Annotated in this window: 5 protein-coding genes; all 5 read left to right on the top strand. The window is 40.5% G+C overall.

Features of this window, described 5'->3' with window-relative positions; all coding sequences use genetic code 11:
• Positions 1 to 232 (top strand): hypothetical protein (locus ACQP6D_RS11060; RefSeq protein ID WP_427858246.1); only part of this gene is annotated, 232 nt, incomplete at its 5' end.
• On the top strand, positions 187 to 654 hold the full coding sequence (locus ACQP6D_RS11055) for a hypothetical protein (RefSeq protein ID WP_427858245.1): 468 nt from the start codon (positions 187 to 189) through the stop codon (positions 652 to 654). The genes ACQP6D_RS11060 and ACQP6D_RS11055, both read left to right, overlap by 46 nt.
• Entirely contained in the window at positions 635 to 1,027 is a 393-nt protein-coding gene (locus ACQP6D_RS11050) for a hypothetical protein (RefSeq protein WP_427858244.1), read from the top strand. Before ACQP6D_RS11055 ends, ACQP6D_RS11050 begins: the two co-directional genes overlap by 20 nt.
• A 166-nt stretch (positions 1,028 to 1,193) precedes the next feature.
• On the top strand, positions 1,194 to 3,287 hold the full coding sequence (locus ACQP6D_RS11045; RefSeq protein ID WP_427858247.1) for a hemagglutinin repeat-containing protein: 2,094 nt from the start codon (positions 1,194 to 1,196) through the stop codon (positions 3,285 to 3,287).
• A 1-nt stretch (position 3,288) separates the two neighbouring features.
• On the top strand, positions 3,289 to 3,525 hold a 237-nt coding region (locus ACQP6D_RS11040), incomplete at its 3' end, for a hypothetical protein (RefSeq protein WP_427858243.1).

Raw genomic sequence — 3,525 nt, 5'->3', positions numbered from 1 at the left:
GTTTAACAACCACAGCCGCGGTTCTCTGACAGACAAAGTCAGCACGGCTTATCTGCAAAATGTAAAAGGAATAACCGATATACCAATTGAAAAAACCAAATATCTAGGGCCGGCAGCCAATATCGTAGGCGAATACGATATGCTGGAAAAAATAACTATGTTGATAAACATGGTATTAGCAACACCTTGTTTCTGGGCAATAACAATACAGACTTTGTTGGCAGATTGGTAGGCCTGAATCCGGTAACTGCAGGAAATTGTACAGGTAATCCGTTAGGTTCCTGCTACAGTCACAGTAGTTATAATGGTGCTTATTATCTGAAACGATATTTGGTTGACGCAAATGGTGAAGAATATATTGATAAAAACACCAAAGAAAAGATTCAAAACCCTGAATTTAATAAAATTAGTGAAACTGTAGAGGAACCCAAATTAAATCAAGATGGACGAAATGATAATCCGACACTTGCTCAAGCAGTAGTGGTGGGAGAAGATGGAAATATCAATCTGGTAGACCGACAAGGTAACATGACAACTTATGACAAAAAAACACTAAAACCGATTAAAACTACACAGATACCAATTCATGAGATTAATGGCAAACGCTACTTTAACTATGGAGGAAAGAAATACTATGCAGATCCACCCAAGTAGAAAAAAGTTATTAATTCTGACAGGAATAAGTCTGGTATTAGGTGGTTGCAGTATATCGGACTGGTATAACGGTTATTATATTGAAAAATCGGCAAATATTAGCTATCAGAGAAAAAGTGATGCTTATTACAATTCTGAATCTTCGCAAATGAAAGAGCTGAGAAAAAAAAATGATGCCTATTGCACTGATTTGGCACATAAGCCGGAAAATCGACTTCAAGAAAAAGGTTACCCAAATGGTGTATTTAATGAGCCTATGTATGAACTTTGTATGATAAAACGTGGAACACCAACCTATGGAGCTTACTCTTCAATGCAAGCGAAGAAACGTGATGCTGAGCGTAGAGCACGAGGTGAAATAGTTCCATATTAAAACAATAGGAACTATACAGGGTACCGTTATCGACAAGTAAGGGCTAGATGGTAAAACGTCGCCAGATTAAACCGTTGATGAAAAGGAACTAGGCCATTTATCCGCACCAACCCACCTTAATATAGGTGGGTTTTTTATGTGAAAAAGATATTGTGGTTAATGCGAGATCACCGCAGGTGCCAACCGCGGCAAAGGACATGGCAACGGCGACGAAACCAGCTACCGCAACAGCCATATTGGAAGCAGCAGCGGTAACACCAGCCTCATCAGCGGCGGAGCCACCAACATCAAAGGCGCACAGGTAGCAGGTAAAGGCGTACAGATTGATGCAGCCGAACTAAATATCGAAAGCTTGCAGGACACCGCCAAATACAACAGCAAACAGCAGAATATCAGCGGGCAGGTCACCGTAGGCTATGGTGCCTCTGCCAGCTTCAGTAAAAGCAAAATTAAAGCCGATTATGCTGCTGTAACAGAACAAAGCGGCATCATTGCCGGTGACAATGGCTACCAGCTCAACATCAAAGGTAATACCGACCTCAAAGGTGCCATCATCACCTCTACCGCAGCAGCCGAAGCGGCAGGCAAAAACCAAGTAATTACCGGCAGCCTGACCAGTAGTGATATTCATAATCATAGTGATTACAGTGGTAGCAGTATTGGTTTAAGTGGGAGTGGCAGTCTCAGCGGTTCATCACTGGGACAAAAACAGCCTACTGGAAATGACAAGATTAATCTGGCTAATCAGGGTGAAACGGGTGCCAGCAAGTCCCTTGGCTTCGGACATGATAGTGGCCATAGCAGCAGTACCACCCACAGCGGCATCAATACTGGCAACATCATCATCACGGATGCTGCTGCCCAGCAGCAGAAAACTGGCAAAAGTGTAGCCGAAACCATAGCTGGAATTCATACCGATACCAGCAGCGACAACTATGCGGATAAAGCCGGCTATCTGAGCAACAACTTTGACAAAGACAAAGTTCAGAAAGAGCTGGATACACAGCGTGAAGTCACACAGGAATTTGACCAGAACAGGCAGGAATTACGCAAAACCTTACATACCATTGCCGACAATAAACGCCAGCAGGCAGAAAATATCCGTAAGGAAAACTACGTAGACGGCAAAAATGGCTACAATACAAATGAATCACTTGCACTGGAAGGTAGTGCCGATAAATGGGACAAAGCCGCCTTCTATACAGATATGATATTAGGTACGGTTTATGGGTATGGTAATACTGCTGCACTGGTTTATGCAGATGGCGACGCTATTGTTGACCCCGCAGTTAGAGCAGCCAGAAGACCAATACAGATATGGAATGTAACCTGTGCACAAGATGGTTTATATTGTTCCAATAATAGTTTCGATAACAAGAAAACCAGACCGATAGATGCAGACAGTCCCTATGCAGAAATAGGGAATAAAAGACAGATATTTGATATAAATGAAATCAAACCTGGACAGAACACAGGTGTAATAACCATATCCAATCCTGGCATACTCAACCCATTAAATGATGCATTAAAAAATGCGGTTAAGCAGAACTTGTGGGAAACAGGAGCAGATGGTATCTATGTAGTTGCCAATCCGCCAACCAGCAACTTTTTATCAGAAGGAGTATATGCATTTTATGATAAAGTGAATGATTTGGGCGGTAGCCACCTTCCTTTGACCAATTCAGAGAAAGCAAATATATTACTTTATGAGTATGCCAAAGAAAAAGGCTATAAAATAGACCTAAGTAACCACAGTCGTGGTGGGATGACGGCAAGTAATGCCCTACAGTATGCTAATCGAAATGGATTAACCGGCATACCAATAAGAGAAGCAAGATTTTACGGTAAAGCAACTAATGTACAACAGTATGCAGACCAGCTACTAATAAATGGTTATGAAGGAAGTAAAGCATATTCAGCAGTGCATTACACCGATTTTGTGGGTAGAAGTCCGCTAATATTGTTTCGTAGTCAGTATACAATAGGAGGTAATCCACCTACAGGTGGTGTAGAAGATAAACCGTTTATGTATTCGCACAGTAGTTATTTCAGAGAAAAACCAAAAGATATTTTGGTAGATGAAAAAGGAAGAAATATTGATAAAGATGGAAACTTGACGGGAGATAAAGTTAATAAAAATCCTTATGATACTGAATTTAATAATAAATGGAAAAAAGGTCCAAATCATAATATAAACAAAGATAACCCATCTATACCAGTTTTAGTGAAACCTTCAAGAGCAAAGAACGGAGCGAATTGAAATGAGATATTTTAAAAATATAATAACAATATGTTTTTTTTCTTTATTTTTATCTGGGTGTTATGAGTGGGTAGTACGTTTTTGGAATGGAGAAACACAAAAACTGTCTCCAGCTGAAGAAAAAGCTAGTGACGAGTGTTTCCAAGAGCTTCGCTCACTACCACGCCCAAAAAATGAATATGTAGGTTCGAAAGAAATGCAAGATTGGTTAGGTGAAATATATGGTCCTGCTGAAAGA

This window comes from Snodgrassella sp. CS2 (genome assembly GCF_050310315.1).
GTDB lineage: Bacteria > Pseudomonadota > Gammaproteobacteria > Burkholderiales > Neisseriaceae > Snodgrassella > Snodgrassella alvi_E.
Note: the sequence above shows the minus strand (reverse complement) of the source record. Positions and strands in the feature narration are given on the sequence as shown.

What these genes read in the sequence shown, in the direction of transcription:
- ACQP6D_RS11050 (WP_427858244.1), top strand. Translation starts at nt 635, where the DNA reads ATGCAGATCCACCCAAGTAGAAAAAAGTTATTAATTCTGACAGGAATA.